Genomic DNA, 22,099 nt, shown 5'->3' on the forward strand with positions numbered 1-22,099 from the left:
CGGATCGACCCAACCCGCTTCATATCGCCCAGGTCTGCACCCGGGCGCTTTCACCTAAGTCAAATTCCGCGCCGAATACATCCGGATAAGCGCCGAATTTTCATATTCGGCGTTGAAAACCCGGCCCGGTGCGGGCGCCGGTCAGGCCGTGGTGCCGGTCACCGACAGCATGACGCCGTCATTGCCGATCTCGGCCCCGCTGTAGCCGAGCATCCGGGCGAGCTGCTCCCGGGCGCGCCAGACCCGGCTCTTCACCGTGCCGATCCGGCAGTTCATCACGGCGGCGGCCTCCTCGTAGCTCAGGTTCTCGATCGCCACGAGGACCAGCGCCTCCCGCATCATCGGCGCGAGCCGGTCCAGGGCGGCACGCACGTCCTGCAGGTCGAGATGTCCGCCCTGCTCGGGGATGCTGGTCAGCCGCTCGGCGTGGTTGCCGTCGGAATCCGCCACCTCCCGGCCCTGCTTGCGGTGCTGGCTGTAGAAGACGTTGCGCAGGATCGTGAACAGCCACGCTTCCAGGTTGGTGCCGGGGGTGAAGCCGCCCCGGCCGCGCCAGCCGCGCAGCAGCGTGTCCTGCACGAGGTCGTCGGCCGCCGCCGGGTCGCGGGTCAGCGAGACGGCGAAGCGGTGCAGCGCCGGCACCACCTCCAGCAGCCCGGCGCGGAACGTCGCCTCCCGCTCGCCCGCGGCCTGGGCGAGGGCGGTCTCGAGCCGGGCCAGGAGCTCGGCGAAGCGGTCCGAGGCGGTCCCCTGCGCCGGGCCGATCCGGTCGTAGGCGTGGCCGAGCAGGGTGCCCAGATGCGTGCGCACCGCCTCCGGCAGGCCGTGCCGGGGGTCCGCGGCGGCCACATCGTGAGCGACATCCTCGACGGGGTCCTCGAAAGGATCGGCGACGGGATCGAGGCGGGATGAGCCTTCGGGTGCGGGCATTCAGGTCCGGTCGTCGGCGATCGGGCCGGTCGGACCCGTGGACCGGTTGTGGCGCGCCGGGGCGGCCCATGCCGCAACATGGGTTAGCGGTTTGTTCGAACGCCAATCGGCCGCGGAGGCCCTGCGGGACCTCGGGCGTCAGGCCCGCCGCCGTGCCGCCGCGACCCCGGCCAGCAGGGCCGCACAGGCTGCCGCGGCGGCGAGGCCGACGCTCAGCGTCCCCGCGGAGGGCACGCCCTTGGCGGCGCGCATGCCCCCGCTGGCGGAGGTCCCCTGCGGCACCGGCTCGCGCAGGGCGCCGTAGGTGCGCGGGCCCGGATCGGCCCGGTCCAGGGCGCGGCGGAAGCCGAAGCCCATCAGGTGCTCGGTCGGGTACGGGGCCAGCGCGTAGCCGACCTGCGCGAGGCGGGCCGGCCAGCCGACCGCGACCTCGTCGCGGGGGTGGTGCACGAGGCGGAGGAAGGTTTCGGCCACCGCCTCGGGGGCGTAGAACAGGTGGCCGGGGTTGAGCCGCTTGGCCGTGACGTTGGCGCCGTGCTCCAGGCCCGGCGTGTCGACGATGGCGGGAAACACCCCGCAGACGTGGATGTGCCGGTGCCGGGCGAGTTCCTGGCGCAGGCTCGCCGAGAAGCCGCGCAGGCCGAACTTGCTCGCCGTATAGGCGGCCGCGAAGGGCGTCGGCGCCCAGCCGCCCATGGAGATCGTGTTGATCAGCGTGCCCCGGCCGCGGTCGAGGAAGTGCGGCAGCACCGCGTAGGCCCCGTGGATGGCGCCCAGCAGGTTCACCGCGATGGTCTGCCGGTGCAGGTCGAGCGGCGCGTCGAGCAGGGGGCCGAACACGCCGGTGCCGGCGTTGTTGATCCAGACGTCGATCCCGCCGAAGCCGCGCAGGGCCTCGGCGGCCAGGGCCGCCACGGCCTCCGGGTCGGTGACGTCGGTGGGCACCGCCAGGGCCTCGGCGCCGGCCGCGCACAGGTCCCGGGCGAGGCGATCGAGCACCCCGGCCCGGCGGGCGGCGAGCACCACCCGGGCGCCCCGGGCCGCGAAGGCCTCGGCGGCGGCCCGGCCGATGCCGCTCGACGCCCCGGTGATGACGACGGTGCGGCCGTTCAGGTGGGCCATGCCGGTTCTCCAGGCTGGGTTGCGATCGCCCGCGTGAGGATGGGGTGCGAGGATGGGGTGCGATGGGCTGCGGCTGCACGGCGAACCGCAGCGCGCGATGGGGCGTTCCCCCTGACGGCTGCGGCTTTTCGAACGCGCCGTCGCGCGCCGGACTGCCGTGCCTGCTCCCTGCTCCCGTCCGCCCGAGGTCCGCCGATGCCAGCCCCCGAACCCGCCCGCCCCGAGGCCGTCGGCCCGCAGGGCCCCGCATCGACGGTCTGGACGCTGGCGCTGGCCACCGCGCTGATCGGCCTCGTGGCCCTCCCGCGCCGGACGGGGCCGGCCCGGGACCGGGATTCGGATCCCGCCTCCGGCCAGGACGGCGCGCGCCGGCCCTCCCCCTCGCACGCGGGCGGCGCGGCGCAGGTCGTCGCCCAAACCCAGGCCGATCGCGGGCGCAAGGCCGCGACGCCCACCGAGATCCCCGCCAAGGGCTGGAAGGACATTGCCCTGCGCACCTACCGCGACATCGGCGAGAACCGCCTGTCGTTGATCGCGGCGGGCGTCACCTTCTTCACCCTACTGGCGATCTTCCCCGCGGTGGCGGCCCTGGTCTCGTGCTACGGCCTCGTGGCCGACGCCTCGACCATCAACGCGCAGCTCGCCAGCCTGCAGGGCATCCTGCCCCAGGGGGCGCTGGAGATCATCGGCGATCAGGTCAAGCACCTGAACGCGCAGGGCGACACCACGCTGGGGTTCAGCCTGGTCCTCGGCATCGCCCTGTCGGTCTGGAGCGCCAATGGCGGCGTGAAGCACGTCTTCGACGCGCTCAACCTCGTCTACAACGAACGCGAGAAGCGGAACGTCATCGTCCTCAACCTCATCTCCCTCGGCTTCACCGCGGGGGCGCTGCTGTTCCTCGTCCTGGCGCTGGCCGCGGTCGTGGTCCTGCCGGTGGTGCTCGCCTTCATCGGCCTCGGCACCGATGCGTGGTGGCTGACGCTGCTGCGCTGGCCGGCTTTGCTCGTGGCGGTCCTGGGCGGGCTCGCCCTGCTCTACCGCTACGGCCCCAGCCGGGACGCGCCGCGCTGGCGCTGGGTCACGCCGGGGAGCGTGCTCGCGGCCGTGCTGTGGATCGCCGCGTCGCTGGCGTTCTCCTGGTACGTCGCCCATTTCGGCAGCTACAACAAGACCTACGGCTCGCTCGGGGCGGCCATCGGCTTCATGACCTGGATCTGGCTCTCGACCATGATCGTGCTGGTCGGCGCCCAGCTGAACGCCGAGATGGAGCACCAGACCGCCGAGGATACCACGGTCGGCGAACCGCAGCCGCTCGGCACCCGCCGGGCGCGCATGGCCGATACGGTGGGGGCCGCCGCGACCTAGCGCGCCGGGGCCCGCACGGGGCAGGTCACAGAGCAGGTCACAGAGCAGGTCACGGGCCAGCTCAGCGCCGGCAGCCGCAAGCAATGACGGGTTCCGCTGCCGGACCGGGCGAGGCTTTGCGACGTATCACGCCCGGCGTGAAGGTCCCGCTGGGCATACTAACACAGGTTGGCGCGCGCTTTTCCGGTCCGGGCACAAGCAGATCAAGAACATCCTGGCTCCGCGCTCTGGGAAACCGTCTGCCGTGTGCCGATTGAAATATCCGTGCCTGACAACCTGATCGATATCTTCGACGCCGCCCCGTGCGCCGAGCCGGACGCGCGTGTCCGCCGGCCGTCCGGGTCCGGGTCCGGCTTAGCCGCGAAGCCGCGGATGCGGGCCGGGCCGGCGGCATGAGGCCGGTTCGTGCCCGCCCCGCCGGCATCGCCGCGCTCTGACCGGAGGCGGGCGTGGAGAATCCGTTCGTAAGGAAGATGGAGCGGCATGTCGGCCTCACGCCCGAGGACCGGGCGATCCTCGACGGTCTCGCGCGCCAGCACATCCGCCACATCCCGGGCCGCCAGGACATCGAGGGGCCGCACACCGAGCCGTATCACACGCACCTCATCCTCGACGGCTGGGCCTGCCGCTACAAGCAGTTCCCGGACGGTCGCCGGGCGATCGTCGCCCTGCTCCTGCCGGGGGACCTGTGCGATCCGTTCGTGTACCGCCGGGCGCGCATGGACCACGCCATCGGGGCGCTGACCCCCGTCACGGTCGCGCGGATCACCCCCGAGCAGATCGGCGACGCGGTCCGCGGCCGGCCCGCCATCGAGGAGGGCCTGTGGCGGGAGATGCTCACCACCACGGCGATCCACCGCGAGTGGATCGCCAGCGTGGGGCGCCGCTCGGCGATCGAGCGGCTGGCGCACCTGTTCTGCGAGCTGCACCTGCGGCTCGCCTGGGCGGGGCTGGCGGACGGGACCACGCTGCCCATGCCGGTGACCCAGCCGGACCTCGCCGACGCCCTCGGCCAGACGAGCGTCCACATCAACCGCACCCTCAAGGAGCTGCGCACCGGCGGCCTCATCGCCCTGCGCAGCCGGCGCCTGACGATCCGCGACCTGGACGGCCTGCGGGAGCGGGGCCTGTTCGACCCCGCCTACCTGCAGACGGCCTGACCGGAGCGGGCGATACGCCGCGGCTCCGGTCGTCGTCGGAGTCCCCCGGCGAACCTTGCCTTGGAGCCGATGCGGCCGATCTGAGCGCAATCGCCCGATCCGTGGCAGGCCGACCGGCAGACGATGCACATCCACCTCGACGCCCTCGGCGGCGTAGCCGGCGACATGTTCGCCGCCGCGCTGCTGGACGCCTTTCCCGAGCACCAAGCGGGCGTGGGCGCCAGCATCCGGGCGGTCGATGCCCGCATCGCCTGCGCGCTGCAGCCGCACAACGACGGCATCCTGCGCGGGACGCGCTTTTCCGTGTCCGTACCCGGCGACGCGGCCGAGCATGGTCACGGCGATCCCCCGCACGCGCACCACGGCCATGATCGCGGCCACAGCCACGACCACAGCCACGACCACAGCCACGACCACAGCCACGACCACAGCCACGGCCACGGCCACGGCCATGACCACCATGCGCACGATCAGGGCCACCATCACGGCCCCGGCCACGGTCACCGGCCCTGGTCGGAGATCCGCGCCGCGCTGAACGCCGCGGATCTCGCGCCTTCGGTCCGGGCGCACGCACTCGGCATCTTCGGGCACCTCGCCGACGCCGAGGCGCGGGTCCACGGCATCGCGGTCGACGCGGTCGCGTTCCACGAGGTCGGCGCCTTCGATTCGATCGCCGACATCGTGGCGGCCGCCCACCTGATCGCCGCCCTGGAGGCCCGGAGCTGGAGCGTCTCGGCCCTGCCGCTCGGTTCGGGCCGGGTGCGGACCCAGCACGGCCCCCTCCCCGTCCCGGCGCCGGCCACGACGCTGCTGCTCGACGGTTTCGCCACCCTCGACGACGGGATCCCCGGCGAGCGCGTCACCCCCACCGGGGCGGCGATCCTGCGGTATCTCTGCGGCGACGATCCCGGGCGGGGCCGACCGCGCGGCATCCTCGGGCGCACCGGCATCGGCTTCGGCACGAAGGTGCTGCCGGGCCTGAGCAACTGCCTGCGCGCCCTCGTGCTGGAGGACGCCGCCGCGTCCCGCCCGGGCCGGCGGGATCTCGCGGTGATCGCCTTCGAGGTCGACGACCAGTCCGGCGAGGATCTCGCCATGGGCCTCGACCGGCTGCGGGCCGAGCCCGGGATCCTTGACGTCGTGCAGGCGCCGGTCCTCGGCAAGAAGGGCCGGATGATGGCCCACATCCAGGTCCTGGTGCGGCCGGAGGGCCTGGAGGCGGCGATCGCGGCCTGCTTCCGGGAGACCACCACGATCGGCCTGCGTTACCACCGGGTGGAGGGCGCGGTGCTGGATCGGGAATCCCATACGGTCGAGCAGGCGGGCCGGCCGGTCCGGGTGAAGGTCGTTGACCGCCCGGGCGGACGCACCGCCAAGGCCGAGGCCGACGACGCCCGCGCCCATGCGGGCCACGCGACGCGGGCGGCCCTGCGCCGCGAGGCCGAGCGGCTCGCGCTGGAACAGGAGCAGGAGGAGCGGTGACGCGCCAGCATCTCGAAGCAATCCTCGCCGGGCTCGGCCCCGTGGCGGTGGCGGTGAGCGGCGGGGTCGACAGCCTGACGCTGGCCACCCTCGCCCACCGGCTGGCGCCGGGGGCGGCCCTCATGGTCCACGCGGTCTCGCTGGCGGTGCCCGGGGAGGCGACCGCGCGCGTGCGCGCCGAGGCCGCCCGGGAGGGCTGGTCCTTACGGGTGATCGAGGCCGGCGAGTTCGCCGACCCTTCCTACCGGGCGAACCCGGTCAACCGCTGCTTCTTCTGCAAGACCAACCTGTACGGCGCGGTCCGGCGGGTGACCGACCGGCAGATCCTGTCGGGCGCCAATCGCGACGACCTCGGCGAGTACCGCCCCGGCCTCGACGCCGCCCGGGAGCACGGCGTGCGCCACCCCTACGTGGAGGCCGGGTTCGACAAGGCCGCCGTGCGGGCGCTCGCCCGCGACCTCGGCCTCGGCGCGGTGGCGGAGCTGCCGGCGGCGCCCTGCCTGTCGAGCCGGGTCGAGACCGGCATCGCGATCGAGCCGGAGACCCTGACCTTCATCCACGCGGTCGAGCGGCTGGTGGGCGGTGCCCTCGGTGCCGGGGCCGGCGCCAAGCGGGCGGTCCGCTGCCGGGTGCGCGCCGAGGGCGTGGTGGTGGAACTCGATCCCGGGAGCTTGGCGGCCCTCGACGCCGCAGATCGCGAAACGCTCGGGGCGGACATCCGGACCCTCGCGCCGCCGCGTCTCGCCGGCCCGGTCCGGTTCGCGCCCTACCGGGTCGGCAGCGCCTTCCTGGTGCAGCGGGGAGAGGCCCGGACATGAGCGTCGCGGAGGAATTCACCCTCGATTTCGCCCGGTCCGAGCGGATCGGCCTGGAGGAGGCGATCTTCTGCGCCGGCAAGAGCCCGGAGCAGATCGACGCGATCCTGGAGGCCGCGCGCGCCCGCGGCGCCCCGCTCCTCCTGACCCGCCTCGATCCGGAGAAGCGCGACCGGCTCAACCCGGCGGCGCGGCTCGACTATTGCCCGGTCTCGCGCACGGCGGTGTTCGGGGAAGCGCCCCGGGTCACCGGCCCCGCCCGGGTCGCCGTGGTGGCGGCCGGCACCTCGGACGTGCCGGTCGCCCGCGAGGCCCTGCGGGTGCTGGCCTATGGCGGACGGGCGGCCTCGCTCTTCGCCGATGTCGGCGTCGCCGGCCTGTGGCGGCTGACCACGCGCTTGGAAGACATCCGCGCGCATCCGGTGGTGATCGTCGCCGCCGGCATGGACGCGGCTTTGCCCAGCGTCGTCGGCGGCCTCGTGGCCGGCGCGGTGATCGCGGTCCCGACCTCCGTGGGCTACGGCGTCGCGGCGGGCGGGCGCGCCGCCCTCGAGGCGGTGCTGGCGAGCTGCGCGCCGGGCATCACGGTGGTCAACATCGACAACGGCTACGGCGCCGCCTGCGCCGCCCTGCGCCTGCTCCACGCGGCAGGACGCCTCGCCGAGGAGCGCGAACGATGACCCCGCCCGACGCATTACCTCCCCGCACCCCGACATTCTCGAACGGAGACAGCCGATGGAACGCCGCAGCTTCCTACAGGGCGCCGTGCTCGGCGCCGGACTTTCCGGCGCGAGCTTGGCTGGCACCGGCAGCGCAGGTGCGGCCGTGAACGCCCCCGCGCTCCCTGGCAACCGCCCGCAGGACCCGGCGGACCTGCCCTTCGTCACCGATCCCGGCGAGCGCCGGGGCGAGATGCTCTACCGGACGTTCGGGAAGACGTCGGAACAGATCTCGGCGATCGGCATGGGCGGGTTCCATCTCGGCAAGAGCGCCGTGACCGACGACGAGGCGACGCGGCTGATCCATGCCGGGATCGACCGCGGCATCACCTTCATGGACAATTGCTGGGACTACAACGACGGGCGCTCCGAGCTGCGCATGGGCGCGGCCCTGGCCCAGGGCGGCTACCGCGACAAGGTCTTCCTGATGTCCAAGATGGACGGGCGGACCAAGGAGGAGGCGATCAAGCAGATCGACCAGTCGCTCCTGCGCCTGCGCACCGACCGGATCGACCTCGTCCAGCACCACGAGATCCTGCGCTACGACGATCCGGACCGGGTCTTCGCCGAGGGCGGCGCCATGGAGGGCTTCCTGGAGGCGAAGAAGCAGGGCAAGCTCCGCTACATCGGCTTCACCGGCCACAAGGACCCGCGCATCCACCTGCAGATGCTGGAGGTGGCGGCCGAGCGCGGCTTCCACTTCGATTCCGTGCAGATGCCCGTCAACGTGATGGACGCGCATTTCCGCTCGTTCAGCCACCTCGTGCTGCCGTATCTCGTGCAGAACGGCATCGCGCCGCTCGCCATGAAGACGTTCGGCGACGGGGTGATCCTGAAGGCGGACGCGCCGATCAAGCCGATCGAGTACCTGCACTTCTCGCTGAACCTGCCGGTCTCGGTGGTGATCACCGGCATCCAGAACCAGCGCGACCTCGACCAGGCCTTCGAGGCGGTGAAGACCTTCAAGCCGATGGACAAGGCGGCGGTGGCCGAGCTGCTGTCGCGCTCGAAGCCCTACGCGCTGGAGGGCAAGTACGAGCTGTTCAAGACGAGCGCCACCTTCGACGGCACCGCCAAGAACGCGGCGTGGCTGGGCGACGACGTGCAGAGCGTGAAGAAGCTCGCGCCGACGATGGAGTAGAGCGGGTCGCAGAATGACGCGCCCACCCTCCCCCCTTTGCGGGGGAGGGTGGCCCCCGAAGGGGGTCGGGAGAGGGGCAGCGCGACGGTGCAGAACGGACCTGTGCCAGACATGAAGGCGGCGCCTTGTCCGGAAGCGTCGCTCCCCTCTCCCGGCCCCTGCTGACGCAGGGGCCACCCTCCCCCGCAGAGGGGGGAGGGAGAAGCGGCCCCCTCACGCCACATCCTCCAGCCGGATCGGCAGGCTGCGGATCCGGCGGCCGGTGGCGTGGTGGATGGCGTTGGCGATGGCCGCGTTCACCCCGATGATCCCGAGCTCGCCCAGGCCCTTCAGCCCCAGCGCGTCGACCTGGTCGTCGGGATCGGGCACCAGCAGCGCCTCCACCTCCGGGGCGTCGGCCGCGGTGGGGACGAGGTACTCGGCCAGATCCGGGTTGCGGTAGGTGGCGCCGTCCACCACCGTCTCTTCGAGGAGCGCCGAGCCCAGCCCCCAGATCATCCCGCCTATGAGCTGGCTCTTCGCGGTCAGCGGGTTGAGGATCCGCCCCGCCGCGAAGGCGCCGGTCAGCCGCGCCACCCGGATCTCGCCGGTCTCGGCATGGACGTGAACTTGCGCGAACTGCGCCCCGAACCCCCAGGACACGGCCTTGCCGCCCCCGCCGAGGGTGAGCCCGATATGGCCCCGCCGCAGGCCCGCGAGCGCCTTCTCGTGGTCGCCGCCCGCCGGCACGAAATCCGCGACGGTCTCGACGCCCTCCGGGCCGACGGCCTCAGCCAGCGCGATCCCGGTCCCGTCCGGCGCCGCGAGCCGCCCGCCCGCGAGGCGCAAGGAGCCCGGATCCCGGCCGGCGAGGCGCCCGCCCTGCCCGGTCGCGGCCTGCGCCAGGGTCTCGCGGATCTGCCGGCAGCCGAGCGCCAGGGCGTTCATCAGGCTGGTCGTCGTGCTCGACCCGCCCGAGATGCCCGCCGGCGGCAGCTCCGTGTCGCCGAGCCGGACCGTCACCCGCTCCACCGGCACCCCGAGCCCGTCCGCCGCACCCATCGCGAGCAGCGTGGTGATGCCGTTGCCGATCTCGTGGTGCGCGCAGGCCACCTCCGCCGACTCGTCCGGGCCGAGCCGGACCCGCATGGTCGCGGCGGCGATCTTGACCGGTCGCACCGAGGTCGCGCAGCCGAGCCCCACCCGCCAGGGGCCGTCGCGCATCGCGCCGGGGCGCGGCACCCGGCGCGACCAGCCGAAGGCCCGCGCCCCCGCGTCGAAGCAGGCCATCAGCGGCCGGGTCGAGAACGGCTTTTTCGAGACCGGATCGACCGCCGTGTCGTTGCGCCGGCGCAGTTCGATCGGGTCCATGGCGAGCGCCACCGCCATCTCGTCGACGGCGCTCTCCAGGGCGAACAGGAACGGCACCTCCGGCGGCGCCCGCATCGGCCCCGGCGTGTTGCGGTCGACCCGCACGGCCCGCTCCTCGGTGCGGATGTTCGGGCAGGCGTAGAGGCTCGCCGTCACCTCGGCGCCCTCCATGACGAAGGGATCGAAGCGCGAGGTCACCGTCTCGGCCTCGTGGACGAGGGCGGTGAACCGGCCCGTCCGGTCGGCGCCGAGGCGGATGGCGTGGCGCGATTCCGGCCGGTAATTGGCGATGGTGAAGCATTGCCGCCGGCTCGGCACGAGGGAGACCGGCCGGCCGAGGCGCCTGGCCGCGAGCGCGACCAGCGCGGTGTGCTGCGACAGGGCGAATTTCGAGCCGAAATGGCCGCCGATCAGGCCCGCCACCACCCGCACGTTGCCGGGATCGAGCCCGAGCTGCGCCGCGAGCCCGTGCTGGACGGCGCCGACATAGCGGGTCGGCTCGTGCACGGTGAGCGTCTCGCCGTCCCAGGCGGCCCGGGTGGTGAACAGCTCGATCGGGTTGTGGTGCTGGACCGGCGTCTCGTAGCGCGCCGCGATCCGCAGGGCCGCCTCCGCTAAGCCGGCTTCGGCGTCGCCCCGTTCGATGTCCGCGTGCTGGGCTTTCAGGTCGGCGAGGCGCACGGTCTCGGCGCCGGGGGCGTCGAAGCCGCCGGCGGCGGGCTCGGCCGCGTAGGAGACCTTCACGGCGCCCGCCGCCGCCTCGGCGGCCTCCTGGGTCTCGGCGACCACCAGGGCCACGATCTGGCCGGCATAGGCGACGGCGTCGGACTCCAGGGGCCGGTGCGAACTGTTGGCGTAGCCGCCGGCCATCAGGTGCTTCACCGGGGCGACCGCGCCGGCAAATTCCCGATGGGTGAAGATGGCGAGCAGGCCCGGCACGGCCTTCGCGTCATCGAGGTCGAACCCGGTGATCCGGCCCCGGGCGATGGTGCTGGTCACCAGGGCGGCGTGGGCAACGTTCGCCTCAGCGCCGGTGCGATCGGAACTGTAGAGGGCCCGGCCGGTGACCTTGTCGGGGCCCTCGACCCGGGTGTGGGGGCGGCCGAGATGGCCGCCGGTGTCCTGCGCGCCCGAATCCATGCCGCCCTCCCCGTCCGCGGCCGGTGGGGCCGCGTCAGGGGGAGAATCGCCGTGGGGGCGGTTCGGCTCCCCGGATGGTGGGGCGACAGGATGCAGCGGCGGCCGTGCGAGAGCTTCCCCAAGCAGATCTGCGTCGGCAGGCCCGACGGTCACGACACAGGCTCAGGAAGCCTCGGCAGACCCGCTCTCCGATCCTCCACCTCATCCTGAGGTGCCGGAGCGAAGCGGAGGCCTCGAAGGAGCCCTCCAGGGGCGCAGTGCTTTCTGGAGCCCTCCTTCGAGGCCCGCTTCGCGGTCGCCTCAGGATGAGGTGGTTGGGTGGGATCGCCTGATGAGCTTCGGATGGAAGAGACAGCGGCGAATTCCTCCGCGGTCAGGACGTCGCGGGCCGGGCGCATCTCCCGCAGCTCGGCTTCCGTCGGGACGGGGGCGTCCGTGTCGGTCAGGGGCGGCTTGCGAGCCATAGCGCGCGTTCCTTACGGGGCGCGCGAAGGATACCGGCCGCGCCGATGGCACACCAGCGCGGCCGGGATCGGATCAGTTCAGGACCTTCCCGTCCGGGCCGACCTTCACTTCCTGTTCCTTGTCGGCGCCGGCGACCTTGATCTCATACTGGACCGCGGAGCCGTCCTTCTCGACCTCGGCCTCGTAGGCCTTGCCGCCGCCGGCCTTCTGCTCGGCGATGGCGAGGGCGTCCTTCAGGGAGGTCTTGGCGTTCTGGAAGTCGGAGGCCTTCAGGCGGGTGAAGTAGCGCTCGAAGGGCTGGTTCTCGGTCTTGTAGAGCGCGCCGGTGTCGGCGTTGATGCCGTACTCGACCAGCTTGCCGCTCGGGTAGACGACCTTCACGCTGTAATGGGCCGGGTCCTTGCTGTCGGCCTTCTCGAAATCGGCGTCGATGGCGCGGCCGCCCTTCTCGTCGCCCTGCGACTCGGCGGTGGTCAGCGCCTGGGCGAGGCCGACCTTGGCGATCTTGGCGACCTGCCACTCCTTCATGTTGCTGTCGGCCTTGGAGGCCGGCTCGGCGGGGGTCGAGGTGGCGGTCTGGGCCAGCGTGAGGCTCGTGGAGAGCGCGAGCAGGCCGGCTGCGGCGGCGAGACGGGTGATCATGGCGGGTATCCCTGTTCCGGGTTCTTTCACGGGAGCGTGAAACGCCGGCTCCGGGATACGGTTGCCCCCGCGCGGGAAAAAATGCCGCCCGGCGCCCCGGATGGCGCGGCCCGCCGCTCCGCCTGTATGAGGGGCCGACCCACCCGACACGGAGCCGCCCATGACCGCGAACGAACCCGAGGCGCTGGACGAATTCACGCGCCTGCACGCCAAGCTGTCGGCCCTGGAGATCGTGCTCGGCGTCCTGATCGGGCGGCTCTCCGAGGAGAACCCGGAAATCCGCGAGGACGTGAAGCGCGACGTGGCGGCGATCCTGTCGGACCTGCCGATCGACGGCCCGAGCGAGGACATGATCGCCGCCGAGGTCCGCCGGGCCGCCGAGGTCCTGACCAGCGTGTCGATCGGCTAGCGCATCGGATCGGATCTGAGATCCGGTCCGATGCGCTAGGTCTTTGTTTTTGCATCATCCCGAAAGCCGGTGTCCACCTTTCGGGATGATGCTCCATCCCGGTCCGGGGATCCCAAAGGGCAAGCCCTTTGGCGGGGCGTCGGGGCAGCGCCCCGACATCACGCTGCGCCCTCAGCGCGGCGGCATCCGCAGCGCCCCGTCGAGGCGGATCGTCTCGCCGTTGAGCATCGGGTTCTCGCAGATGTGCCGGACCAGGGCGGCGTATTCGTCCGGCCGTCCGAGCCGGGGCGGGAACGGCACGCTCTGGCCGAGCGTGTCCTGCACCTCCTGGGGGAGACCCGCCATCATGGGCGTCTCGAAGATGCCGGGGGCGATCGTCACCACGCGGATGCCGTGCCGGGCGAGTTCCCGGGCGATCGGCAGCGTCATGGAGACCACCCCGCCCTTCGAGGCCGCGTAGGCGGCCTGCCCGATCTGGCCGTCGAAGGCCGCGATCGAGGCGGTGTTGACGATCACCCCCCGGGCGCCGTGTTCGTCCGGCGCCTCCCGGGCGATCGCCTCGGCGGCCAGCCGGATCATGTTGAACGTGCCCACGAGGTTGATCGAGACCGCCCGGGCGAAGCTGTCGAGCCGGTGCGGCCCGTCGCGGCCGACGACCTTCTCGCCCGGCGCGATCCCGGCGCAGTTCACGAGCCCGTGCAGGTGCCCGAACGCGTCGAGCGCCGTCCGGACGGCCGCCGCGCCATCGGCCTCGCGGGTGACGTCGGTCTCGGCGAAGCGCGCCGCCGTGCCGAGTTCCGCCGCCACCCGGGCGCCGGATTCCGGGGCGATGTCGGCCACCACCACCCGGGCGCCCGCCGCCGCGAGGCCGCGGGCCGTCGCCGCCCCCAGGCCCGAGCCCGCCCCGGTGACGATGAAGACGCGATCCTGGATCATCCTGGCCTCCCCCGATGGGTCCGGGCCGCCGCGGATGCGCCGCGCCCGGCCGTGACGGACCCGACGTAGCGCGCCCCGGCGGGACCCGGAAGCCGCCGGCGCCGCGATCGGGGTGTGGTCCGGCCGATTGACGTGTGAAAAATTCCCACATATAGATCCGACCAGAAGCGGCGCTGTATTGATTCGTCTATCCAAATGTTTCCGGCACGGAAACATCGTTTCGTAAGCTAGTCTCGCGCGCGTTTCCGCTCGAAGACTGTCGAGTCGCCTTACCGAAATCCCGACCCGTGCCCGCACCGGCCTTCCGGGCGGCCGATGCCTCACGCCTGCACAGGACAGCCCATGCGCGCCCCCTGGTTCGAGACCGTCGCCCGCCGCTGGCATCATGGAAGGCGCGTCGGGCGGTACTGGGCGGTGCGGTCGCCCGAGATCCGCGCCGCCCTGCGCGCAGCCACGCCGGACAGCGTGTTGCTGGTGGGCAATTCCCATGCGGAATACATCGGGCGCCCGGATCTCGGCGGCCGGCCCAGCCTCAACATCGCGGTCGGCGGCAGCACCGCGGCCGATTGCGCCCGGCATCTCGCGACGCTGCACCGCACGGTCCTGCACCGGGCGGACCGGCACGTGCCGGTCCGCTGCGCGGCCTCCGTGCTGATCATCGGCACCAACGACATCATGGGCTGGCGCCATCCGGAGCGGCCCCGGAGCGCGGATCGGTTCGCCGCGGAGGTCCGGCGCATCCTGGGCTTCCTGGAGGCGTGGTCGGCGCAGGTCTTCGTCGCCGCCGTCCCGCCGGTCGGCGCCTGGGCGACCGGCCGGGATCCGGAGGCCGTCGCGGTTTTTTCCGAGCGGCTCGCGGCGCTCTGTGCCGAGCGGGGCCACGGCTTCTTCGACCCGTTCGCGGCGCTCCGCGCCGGCCAGGGGGGACGCATCGAGGGACGCATCGAGGGACGCATCGGGGGACGCATCGGGGGATGCATCGGGGAACGCGTCGGGGGCCTTGCCGGATCGGGCCTCTACCGGGACGGCGTGCACATGGCCGATTACACGCGCCTGGCCGCCGAAATCGCCCGACTGGTGGTGATCGACCCGCGTCCGCCCGGACCACCCGCCGCCCGCCCGGCCACCCCAAACCGGGCGGCTCCGCTCCGGGTCCTCCGGGCGGCCTGGGCCGGCCGGCCGTGAGGTGTCTGGGCCGCCCGTTCGCGCGCCTTCGGCTCCGGCCGAGGCGCCGCCTCCGCCCGGTGCGCGTCTGGCCCGGGGAGGCGGCGCTGTGGCTCGACGAGAACGGCGTCCGGCATCCCCGGGCGGCGCGGCACGTGCTGGCGGCCCTGGCGGGCCGCGTCACGGGCCGCCTCACTCATGGCCGATACGCCGCCCGCACCGCGGAGGGCAGCACGATCCTGACCGGTCCGGTCAGCGCCCTGGCGCTGCACGACGCGGAGGCCACGATCCAGTTCGTTGTCCGGGTCACGCCCTATGGGTATGGCGAGGAGGCCTTTTAGGGCGGGCCGTCCACGTCCGGCGGGTGCGACCGTCCCTCCGGGCCCCTAGGGCGGGCTCGTGCACAGCAGGACCGGCGTGCAGGCCGTCCGGAAGCCCGCCCGGGTGAGGAGCGCCTCGACGGCGGCGTCGGCCGGGCCGTGCAGAAATACGGGCGCGAACATAGGCGCGAACACGGGCGCGAACACGGGCGCGAACACGGGCGCGAACACGGGCGCGAACACTTGGGCCGCCCCGCGCGCCCGCGCCGCGCGCAGGGCCGCGACGGTCACGGCGGTGCCCAGGCCCCGGCGCTGCCGGTCGAACCGGGTGGCGACGTTGTACAGCCCGGCCGTGTTGCCGCGCAGGTAGAGGCTCGCGCAGGCCGCCGGGCCGGCGGCGTCGCGCAGGACGAGGTGGAGCGGCGCGAGGCCGGGCCGGGCCTTCGCCGCCCGCAGGGCCGGCAGATAGGTGCGGCGCAGATGCGTCCGCACCGCCGGATCGTCCGACAGGTTGGCGAAGACCCCCTCGAAATCCGGCCCCGGCGCGGGCGTGGCCTGCAGGGTGAGGGCGCCGTCCGCCGGGGCCGGCGCCGGCAGCGGCCGCGCCACCATCCAGCGCGCCGGGCGGAGGATCGCGGGCTCGAACAGGCCGCGCAGCAGGGCGACCTCCGCGGCATCCCGGGCCAGGAAGGCCGGCGTCCGGGCGCGCCCCAGGGCCGCCGCCCCCGCCCAGGCGAACTGGTCGGGCCGGCGCACCCCGTAGGCGAAGTTCAGGGTCGGGTCCGGGACGCTGCGCGACCAGACGTAGCCCGCGCCCCCGGGCCCCTGCGCGACGCCGTCGATCAGGGAGCCCGTGAGCGCGGCCACGTGGGCGTCGCGCAGGACCGCGAAGGCGGGCGCGCCGTCCCGCATGGTCAGACGGCCGGACCCGGCGCCCACGCCGCCCGTGTCTTGCTCAGGTAGCGTCTCAGGATCGACACGCGCGCCCTCGTGGTACTCTCGCGAAGACCGGGCTATCATGCACAGGATCGGCACACCAAGGATTATTGTCCGGAATTGGAACGATTAAAATCTAAGTTCTATTGCCGGTCATGATCCTGGACCGACAGATCTGCTGTCGAATCGGCTCGAAAGTTTATCAGAATACTGCCCTTGATCTGCCGGCCGGCACGGCGCGGATCGATTCACGGCGCGCCAGGATGCGGGCGGCCGTGTATGCTGGCGGCCTATCGATTCGGATCGTACGGCGGGTGCGGACCGTCAGCCCGCGCGCGGCAGGAGACTTGAGCCCGGCGATGCCGTCCTTCGATACGCCCGTTCCGGTCGGTACCTTCGCGCTGCTGGTCTTCGCCTTCGCGGTGAAGCAGCTCGGGGCGGATTTCCTGCTCCAGACCACCTGGATGGCGTACGGGAAGGACCGGGCTTCCGCCTGGATCCTCCCGCTCTGCGCCCATACCGGCCTGCACGGGCTCGGCACGCTCCTGATCGCGCTGCCGGTCAAGCCGGCCCTGTGGTGGCTGGCGCTGGTGGATTTCGCGGTCCACACCCTGATCGACCGCGGCAAGGGGCTGATCGGCCGGCGCACGCACTACCCGCCCACCGACACCCGGTTCTGGTGGCTGATCGGCATCGACCAGTTCCTCCACACCGTGACCCATATCGGGCTGGCGGCGATCCTGGCGGTGGCCTGAACCGGGCGGGGTCTATGCTCGCGCCTGATCGGCCCGGGTGTGCGGCCGGCGGCCTCGACCCGGGCCGGACGCGCCGATGCCCGGCGCGGCGTCCCGAAACCGGCCCCCTGTGACGGCCTGCCGAAGCCGTTCCGGCCTCGACGATTCCGCAACAGACCGGCGGCCCGCGCCGCCGGCGCAGCTAGAGCCGTGCCCGATCGCGTTGCCATCGTGCGCGGCTCTAAGCCTTTGTTTCAACGCGCTCTCTTACGCCGAACCGGTGTCCACTTCGGCGGAGAGCGCTCTAACCGGGTCGGTGATCGGGGTGATCGGCGGGGCCGGCGCCATCGACCACCGTCCCGGAGGCATGGGGATGATCCGCCATGAAGCGCTCGAAGGTGGCGCGGTCCTTGGCGCGCTTCAGCGTGTCGACGAAGCGCTCGAAATCCTGGAGCCGGGTTTCGAGCGCGCGGCGCTGCGCCTCGATCCGGTCGATCTCGCCCGCGCGCCACGCGTCGAAGGCGGTGTTGCCGCTGGTCCGGGCCGATGTGAACCAGGGCCGTTCGCGGGGCGCAAAGCCACGCCCGAACGGCCGGCGCAGACGGTCCAGGCCGGGGAGGCCGGACAGCCGGAGATCGTACCGGCCGAGCGCCTGCCGCGCCACGACGACGAGGCCGGCAAAGCCCCCGATATAGAGGGCCTCATGGATGACGGGCATGATGGGCATGTGAAAGCTCCCCGCGCGCCGCGGCGCCGTTGACGAGAGCCGGAGCATGCCGCCGTGGTCCGCATGCAGCCTGAACCGGCCGGTTCAGACCGGGTTAAGCTTCGCGGCGATGAACGCGGCACCGGGTGACCGCAGGCGAAGCCGACGCGGATGGACCGGCCGGGCAAGGCCATTCAGACCCCGCCGCTCCCGGTTTCCGCAGGACGCCGCTCAGTGCAGCTCCACCTCGAGCAGCCGGTTGGTGTCGGTGAGCTTGCCGGCCAGTTCGAGGATCAGGAAGCGCTGGACGCGCAGCGCGAGGTCGGGGCGCTCCCGCTCCATCCGGGCGAGGCCGTCCCGGTCGATGCCGACGACCCGGCAGGGGCTCTCGGCCACGGCCGTGGCGGTCCGCTGGCCGCCCTGCACCAGCGCGACCTCGCCGATCACCGTGCCGGCCGCGGTGGTGCGCAGGCGCATGTGGGGCCGCCCCGGCAGCGCGATCTCGACCGAGACGAGGCCCTCTTCGAGGAAGTACAGGGCGTCGGCCGCCTCGCCCTGGCGCATCAGGGTCTCGCCGGTCTCCAGGGCGCGGATCGTCACGTAGGGCGCCAGCTCGCCGGGCTCGATCGTGCAGCCCAGCTGGTCCGACAGGTGCCGGGCGAAGGACGCCGTCGCGCCGGCCTCGGGGATCCCCGCCTCCGCCAGCAGCGTCGCCTCCGCGTCCCGCAGGGCCTCGTCGAGGGTCGGCAGGGCGCGGATCCGCGGCCCGGCCATGAGGCCGTTGCGCGCGATCTGCCGGAGCATCGTCGGCCCGAGATGGGCCAGGAGCACGTCGAAGCCGCGGGCCTCGGCGCGCTGCCCGATCTTGCGGAACGCCAGGAGGGCGGAGCTGTCGAGCCCGACGCAGTCCCGGAAGTCCAGGATCAGCACCCGCAGGGTCGCGGGCTCCGCGGTGACCCGCCGGTGGATCGCCCGGCCGTTGAGGAAGAACAGGAAGCCCTGCAGCGTGTAGATCCGCGTGCGGGTTCCGGCCTCGCGCAGCCGGGCCGCGGTCTCGGGGGCGCGGATGATGCTGCTGCGCCGCTCCGCCCCGGACAAAGCCCGGCGGATGGTCGGGATCTGCGCGTACTGGACGGCGAAGATCAGCATCGCCAGCAGGATGCCGGTCAGGAAGCCCGCGGTCGCCCCGAACAGGGCGGTGGCCGCGCACACGGCGGCCGCCACCGCGACCTCCCAGGGCAGCAGCGTCCGGTGGGCGCGGGAGAGGTTGAGCAGGTGCCCCAACGCGATGGCGATCAGGGCGCCGCCGGCCAGCGGGCGCGGCAGCAGGCCCAGGGCGCCCGCGCCGAACAGCAGCAGGGCCGCCATGACGGCGAGCGTCAGCCACCGGCCGAGCCACTGCCCGCCGCCGATGTTGTGCAGGTGCAGCGTCGAGGTCCGGTCGAAGCCCATCACCGGGCTGCCGAACAGGCTGCCGAGGGCGTTCGTCCAGCCCGAGGCGACGAACACCCGGTCGATGTCGAAGTCGCGCCGCAGGTCCAGCTCGACGCTGACGACGTAGAGGATCTGGAGGATGACCGCGACCAGGATCGCGGTGGCGATCTTCGGCAGGACCGGCAGGAGCAGGGCGGGGTCGAAGGCCGACAGGCTGGCGATCGCCGGGGCGCGCAGCAGCGGACCCGGCGGCAGCGGGTCGATCAGCCAGCCGGCCGCCTGCGCGGCGGCGGTGTCGAGGCCCCGCACCGACAGGCCGAGATGCACCAGCGCGAAGCTGGCGATGACGACGGCCGGGACGGTGCTCCAGTGCGGGACGCGCCGGGGCAACAGGAAGGCGCAGACACCGATGCCGAGCGTCAGGGCGATGCGCCCGAGCGTGCCGGGATCGGCGAGGCCGGCCGCCGCCGATCCCGGGTCGAACAGGCCGAGCACGGCCGCCACCGCGTCGTCGAGATGGGCTCCGATCTGCACGCCGCTGCGCAGGAGCAGCAGGCCGACGCCGCCGAGGAAGCCGGTGAGGATCGGATAGGGCAGCAGCTGGGCCACCAGCGAGGCCCGCAGGGTGCCGAGCGACACGAAGGCGAGGCCGGTCAGCAGGGTCGTGGTGCCGCAGGCGAGCAGGACGATCGGGCCGATCGCGTCCGGATCGGTCACGCCCGCCGCGCGCAGCTGGCCGGCGACCGCGGCCGCGATCGCGGCCTGCACGATCGCGGCCGCCCCGAAGAACGACAGGGAGACCACCGCGTCCCGCTTGAGCACCGCGAAGACGAGCCCGCCCAGCACGTAGGCCGACAGCATCGCCGCCACGCCGGCATTGAGGCTCGCGGTGAGCGGGCCGGAGAAGATGAGCTGCGCGAAGACGATCAGATCGAGCACGACCATCATGGTGGCCACGCAGCCGCCCAGGATCGTCCGCGACAGGTGCGCCGAGGCCGCGCGCGCCGCGCTTCCGGCTGAGATCGTGTCGGTGGTGGTCATCGGCGCGGGATCCAGAGCTTCGCGATTCCCGCGGGGCCGGGACACGGACCAGCGCGCGATCCCGTGGGACCGTTGGAATCAGGCTCGCCTGGACTAGCGCCTCGCCATCGCGGCCGCACGCTTAAAAATTCGTGTTGATCGCGGGTCGTGTCCAGACATTCCGGCCGCGTGATCCGAGGGAGATCTGGGCGCAGGGGGGCCGAGTCTGATTTGGGATCCGGGCGATGCGCCGCGGCGGCCGCCAACACTTCGCGCGGACCTGCCGGCGTGCCGTCCTGGCAGGATGTGCGCTCCGCACCCTGTTCCCGGCCGGGGCGGACCGGTTCCGCGCGGGTGGTCGTCGGGCTCATGCATCTTCGCCGACGCGCTCTCCTCCCCTGGTCCCTCCCCACAAGGGCGACGGGCTACACAGGTTTGCGGTCTCGGCGGGGCGCGCTTGCCCGCCCGGAGGAGCGCGGGGCCCCTCTCCCGAGCGGGAGAGGGACAGGGTGAGGGTCGAGAACCGTCAGAATGAAGCGCCCAGCCTCGGCGCATCGATCCTCTGCTCGATCCTGAGAGTTCTCATCCCTCACCCCAACCCTCTCCCGCACGGGAGAGGGGGCCCGTCGCGCGCGCTCATGAGCCGCCGACCTGAAACCTGTGTCGCCCGCAGCCAGAAGGGGACATGAAAAGCGCTTTCTTCCGAGAGGGCTGGTCGCGGACCCGGATGCGTGAAGCCGCCGGCCTGCCCGCCCCGGCCCGCGTCAGGCCAGCAGCTTGCGGGCGATCAGGACGCGCTGGATCTCGCGCGTGCCGCCGCCGATCCGGGCGTGCCGGAGCACCCGGTCGAACAACGTCAGGGGCAGTTCGCGGGATTCGCCCATCGCGCCGCGGATCTGGATCGCGCGGTCGAGGCGGCGCGCGCGCCAGTCGGTCGCGGCCATCCTCACGAGGGCGGCCTCGGCCCGGACGTCCTGCGCCTCGCGGTCGCGCGGGAGGCCGAGATCGGCGGCCCGGGACCGCGCCGCTGGGCTGGCCGACCCCGAAGCTCGGGGAGCATAACGCCATCCTGTCCGATTGATCGTCCGATCGCCTGTCCGACCGAGGCTTCCATCCGAGGCATCCATGCACGAGACCTACGCCACCCTGACGACCGAGCGACCGCACGCCGACGTGCTCCTCGTGACCCTCAACCGGCCCGAGGCCGCGAACGCGATGAACACCCAGATGGGCCGCGACCTGTTCACGCTGTTCGACGGGCTCATCGCCGGGCCGGACCGGTGCCGCGCCGTCGTGCTGACCGGGTCCGGCGAGACGGCGTTCTGCGCCGGCGGCGACCTCAAGGAGCGCAACGGCATGACCGACGCGGCCTGGCAGGACCAGCACCTCATCTTCGAGCGCGGCATCCGGGCCCTCGTCGAGTGCCCGGTCCCGGTCATCGCAGCGGTGAACGGGGCCGCCTATGGCGGCGGCTGCGAGATCGCGCTGGCCTGCGACTTCATCTACGCGGCCCGGCACGCCCGCTTCGCGCTGCCCGAGGTGACGCTCGGCATCATGCCGGGGGCGGGCGGCACGCAGACCCTGCCGCGCGCGGTGGGCGAGCGGCGCGCCAAGGAACTGCTCCTGACCGGCCGCCCCTGGTCGGCCGGCGAGGCGGCGGCGTGGGGCATGGTCAACCGGGTCTGCGACGGCGGGCAGCTCCGCGCCGAGGCCCTCGACACGGCCGCCGCCATCGCGGCGAACGCGCCGATCTCCATCCGCCAGGCCAAGCGCGCGCTGCACCACGGCCTGTCCCTGTCGCTCGCCGACGGGATGCTGTTCGAGATCGAGGCCTACAACCGCATGGTCCCGACCGAGGACCGGCGCGAGGGCATCCGCTCGTTCAACGAGAAGCGGAAGCCGGTCTTCACGGGCCGCTGAGAACGCGCCGGGCGCGGTCGAGCTCGGCGCGGACCATCCGGAGCGGCACGACGCGGTCCGCCGGGTCTGCGCCCGGTATCCGGGCGCCTATGGGCGCGACCTCGACGCGTCCTCCGGCGCCCCGACGGACGTCGTCCGCGACCTCACGGGGGGCGGGTTCCGCGGCGCGCTGATCCGTCCCCGTCGCCT

The 22,099-nt window shown here is 73.0% G+C and carries 20 protein-coding genes; 11 read left to right on the forward strand and 9 right to left on the reverse strand.

Annotated elements, in window-relative coordinates; all coding sequences use genetic code 11:
• Positions 1 to 141: 141 nt before the first annotated feature.
• Both AAHG09_RS22715 and AAHG09_RS22720 read right to left on the reverse strand, forming a co-directional pair.
• The gene (locus AAHG09_RS22715; RefSeq protein WP_342109774.1) at positions 142 to 930 is read right to left on the reverse strand and encodes a sigma-70 family RNA polymerase sigma factor; all 789 of its coding nucleotides are present in this window, start codon (positions 928 to 930) and stop codon (positions 142 to 144) included.
• Positions 931 to 1,068: 138 nt separating this feature from the next.
• Entirely contained in the window at positions 1,069 to 2,052 is a 984-nt protein-coding gene (locus AAHG09_RS22720; protein WP_342109775.1) for an SDR family oxidoreductase, read from the reverse strand.
• A gap of 195 nt (positions 2,053 to 2,247) precedes the next feature.
• Between AAHG09_RS22720 and AAHG09_RS22725 the strand changes: the two genes are divergently transcribed.
• The 6 genes from AAHG09_RS22725 (at position 2,248) to AAHG09_RS22750 (ending at position 8,734) form a co-directional block, all read left to right on the forward strand.
• Entirely contained in the window at positions 2,248 to 3,417 is a 1,170-nt protein-coding gene (locus AAHG09_RS22725) for a YihY/virulence factor BrkB family protein (RefSeq protein ID WP_342109776.1), read from the forward strand.
• 449 nt (positions 3,418 to 3,866) lie between these two features.
• Positions 3,867 to 4,577 carry a Crp/Fnr family transcriptional regulator gene (locus tag AAHG09_RS22730; protein WP_342109777.1) on the forward strand — a complete coding sequence of 237 codons (711 nt, stop codon included), beginning with the start codon at positions 3,867 to 3,869 and terminating at the stop codon, positions 4,575 to 4,577.
• Between the two features lie 123 nt (positions 4,578 to 4,700).
• The gene (gene larC, locus AAHG09_RS22735) at positions 4,701 to 6,059 is read left to right on the forward strand and encodes a nickel pincer cofactor biosynthesis protein LarC (protein WP_342109778.1); all 1,359 of its coding nucleotides are present in this window, start codon (positions 4,701 to 4,703) and stop codon (positions 6,057 to 6,059) included.
• The gene (gene larE / locus AAHG09_RS22740) at positions 6,056 to 6,877 is read left to right on the forward strand and encodes an ATP-dependent sacrificial sulfur transferase LarE (protein ID WP_342109779.1); all 822 of its coding nucleotides are present in this window, start codon (positions 6,056 to 6,058) and stop codon (positions 6,875 to 6,877) included. The genes larC and larE overlap by 4 nt, the downstream gene beginning before the upstream one ends.
• Positions 6,874 to 7,554 (forward strand): nickel pincer cofactor biosynthesis protein LarB, encoded by a 681-nt coding sequence (gene larB / locus AAHG09_RS22745; RefSeq protein ID WP_342109780.1) that lies wholly within the window; start codon positions 6,874 to 6,876, stop codon positions 7,552 to 7,554. The genes larE and larB overlap by 4 nt, the downstream gene beginning before the upstream one ends.
• Positions 7,555 to 7,609: 55 nt before the next feature.
• Entirely contained in the window at positions 7,610 to 8,734 is a 1,125-nt protein-coding gene (locus AAHG09_RS22750) for an aldo/keto reductase (protein ID WP_342109781.1), read from the forward strand.
• 213 nt (positions 8,735 to 8,947) lie between these two features.
• Here the strand turns inward: AAHG09_RS22750 and AAHG09_RS22755 are convergent, their stop codons facing one another.
• Both AAHG09_RS22755 and AAHG09_RS22760 read right to left on the reverse strand, forming a co-directional pair.
• Positions 8,948 to 11,224 (reverse strand): xanthine dehydrogenase family protein molybdopterin-binding subunit, encoded by a 2,277-nt coding sequence (locus AAHG09_RS22755; RefSeq protein WP_342109782.1) that lies wholly within the window; start codon positions 11,222 to 11,224, stop codon positions 8,948 to 8,950.
• Positions 11,225 to 11,761: 537 nt separating this feature from the next.
• Complete coding sequence (locus AAHG09_RS22760; protein WP_342109783.1) at positions 11,762 to 12,331, reverse strand: PepSY domain-containing protein; 570 nt, start codon at positions 12,329 to 12,331, stop codon at positions 11,762 to 11,764.
• A 160-nt stretch (positions 12,332 to 12,491) separates the two neighbouring features.
• On the opposite strand from AAHG09_RS22760, the gene AAHG09_RS22765 reads away from it, so the two are divergent.
• Positions 12,492 to 12,740: a hypothetical protein gene (locus tag AAHG09_RS22765; RefSeq protein ID WP_342109784.1), complete on the forward strand. Its 249-nt coding sequence runs from the start codon at positions 12,492 to 12,494 to the stop codon at positions 12,738 to 12,740.
• 171 nt (positions 12,741 to 12,911) lie between these two features.
• On the opposite strand, the gene AAHG09_RS22770 is transcribed toward AAHG09_RS22765, so the two are convergent.
• A complete protein-coding gene (locus tag AAHG09_RS22770; RefSeq protein WP_342109785.1) occupies positions 12,912 to 13,676 on the reverse strand; it encodes a 3-hydroxyacyl-CoA dehydrogenase in 765 nt (254 codons plus the stop codon).
• 342 nt (positions 13,677 to 14,018) lie between these two features.
• Here AAHG09_RS22770 and AAHG09_RS22775 point away from each other — a divergent pair, with 342 nt between their 5' ends.
• Both AAHG09_RS22775 and AAHG09_RS22780 read left to right on the forward strand, forming a co-directional pair.
• Positions 14,019 to 14,861, forward strand: coding sequence for an SGNH/GDSL hydrolase family protein (locus tag AAHG09_RS22775; RefSeq protein WP_342109786.1), 843 nt, complete (start codon positions 14,019 to 14,021; stop codon positions 14,859 to 14,861).
• A 59-nt stretch (positions 14,862 to 14,920) separates the two neighbouring features.
• The gene (locus AAHG09_RS22780) at positions 14,921 to 15,181 is read left to right on the forward strand and encodes a hypothetical protein (RefSeq protein WP_342109787.1); all 261 of its coding nucleotides are present in this window, start codon (positions 14,921 to 14,923) and stop codon (positions 15,179 to 15,181) included.
• Positions 15,182 to 15,226: 45 nt separating this feature from the next.
• Here the strand turns inward: AAHG09_RS22780 and AAHG09_RS22785 are convergent, their stop codons facing one another.
• Positions 15,227 to 16,099, reverse strand: a complete 873-nt coding sequence (locus AAHG09_RS22785) for a GNAT family N-acetyltransferase (protein WP_342109788.1) — start codon at positions 16,097 to 16,099, stop codon at positions 15,227 to 15,229.
• Positions 16,100 to 16,455: 356 nt separating this feature from the next.
• On the opposite strand from AAHG09_RS22785, the gene AAHG09_RS22790 reads away from it, so the two are divergent.
• Positions 16,456 to 16,851, forward strand: a complete 396-nt coding sequence (locus tag AAHG09_RS22790) for a DUF3307 domain-containing protein (protein WP_342109789.1) — start codon at positions 16,456 to 16,458, stop codon at positions 16,849 to 16,851.
• 283 nt (positions 16,852 to 17,134) lie between these two features.
• Here the strand turns inward: AAHG09_RS22790 and AAHG09_RS22795 are convergent, their stop codons facing one another.
• The 3 genes from AAHG09_RS22795 to AAHG09_RS22805 form a co-directional block, all read right to left on the reverse strand.
• On the reverse strand, positions 17,135 to 17,557 hold the full coding sequence (locus tag AAHG09_RS22795) for a DUF2852 domain-containing protein (RefSeq protein ID WP_342109790.1): 423 nt from the start codon (positions 17,555 to 17,557) through the stop codon (positions 17,135 to 17,137).
• Between the two features lie 210 nt (positions 17,558 to 17,767).
• Positions 17,768 to 20,011 carry a cyclic nucleotide-binding domain-containing protein gene (locus AAHG09_RS22800; protein ID WP_342109791.1) on the reverse strand — a complete coding sequence of 748 codons (2,244 nt, stop codon included), beginning with the start codon at positions 20,009 to 20,011 and terminating at the stop codon, positions 17,768 to 17,770.
• A gap of 743 nt (positions 20,012 to 20,754) precedes the next feature.
• The gene (locus AAHG09_RS22805; RefSeq protein ID WP_342109792.1) at positions 20,755 to 21,117 is read right to left on the reverse strand and encodes an acyl-CoA dehydrogenase family protein; all 363 of its coding nucleotides are present in this window, start codon (positions 21,115 to 21,117) and stop codon (positions 20,755 to 20,757) included.
• Between AAHG09_RS22805 and AAHG09_RS22810 the strand changes: the two genes are divergently transcribed.
• Positions 21,116 to 21,910, forward strand: coding sequence for an enoyl-CoA hydratase/isomerase family protein (locus AAHG09_RS22810; RefSeq protein ID WP_342109793.1), 795 nt, complete (start codon positions 21,116 to 21,118; stop codon positions 21,908 to 21,910). The genes AAHG09_RS22805 and AAHG09_RS22810 overlap by 2 nt on opposite strands.
• Positions 21,911 to 22,099: the final 189 nt, after the last annotated feature.

This window comes from Methylobacterium guangdongense (assembly GCF_038442355.1).
In the GTDB taxonomy this organism is placed as follows: Bacteria; Pseudomonadota; Alphaproteobacteria; order Rhizobiales; family Beijerinckiaceae; genus Methylobacterium; species Methylobacterium guangdongense.